The sequence below is a fragment of the Pseudoalteromonas phenolica genome, assembly GCF_005886345.1.
Classification (GTDB): Bacteria; Pseudomonadota; Gammaproteobacteria; order Enterobacterales; family Alteromonadaceae; genus Pseudoalteromonas; species Pseudoalteromonas phenolica_A.
The window spans coordinates 1-590 of sequence record NZ_PNEC01000105.1 but is presented as its reverse complement, the minus strand read 5'-3'; the positions used below and the strand labels follow the sequence as shown (position 1 = coordinate 590).

Here is a 590-nt window from a genome sequence, read left to right as displayed (position 1 = left end):
GAGGGAAAAGTAATCGAACATGTGAAGATGAAGCACTGACAGATGAAATTTTTAAAATTTGGCATCAGAGTGGAAAAGTGTACGGTAGCCCCAAAATAACCCAAGCACTCAAACAACAAGGTTTTCGAGTCAGTCAAAAACGAGTTGCTCGACTGATGCGTGAAAATGGAATAAAAGCCAGAGTGGCTACTTTTTATCGCAATAATAAAAAGCTTAAAGATTTTGTAGCTGCTATTCCCAATAGGGAATTGGACGTCATGGCCAATAAACCTGACCAAGTTTGGGTTGGTGATGTGACCTACTTAAAAGTAAAAGGAGAATGGCGTTACCTATCCGTAATTATGGATAAGTGCAGCCGAAAAGTGGTGGGCTGGTCGCTCAAAGACACACGCGATGCTTCTTTGACTCTGAAGTCTTTGAAACAAGCGTTGAAAAATAGGAAGCCCGAAGCGGGGTTAGTCTTTCATTCAGATAGAGGGATTGAATACAGAGCTCGTTTGTACAGTAAAAGACTAGAGCAACGCGGTATTATTCAAAGTATGAACCGACCAAAAGTAATGAATGATAATGCCCATATGGAGTCATTTTTT

The 590-nt window shown here is 40.5% G+C and carries 1 protein-coding gene; it reads left to right on the top strand.

Annotated features, from left to right (window positions below; genetic code table 11):
* Window positions 1–590 (top strand): IS3 family transposase (locus CWB72_RS20235; RefSeq protein WP_138635220.1); only part of this gene is annotated, 590 nt, incomplete at both ends.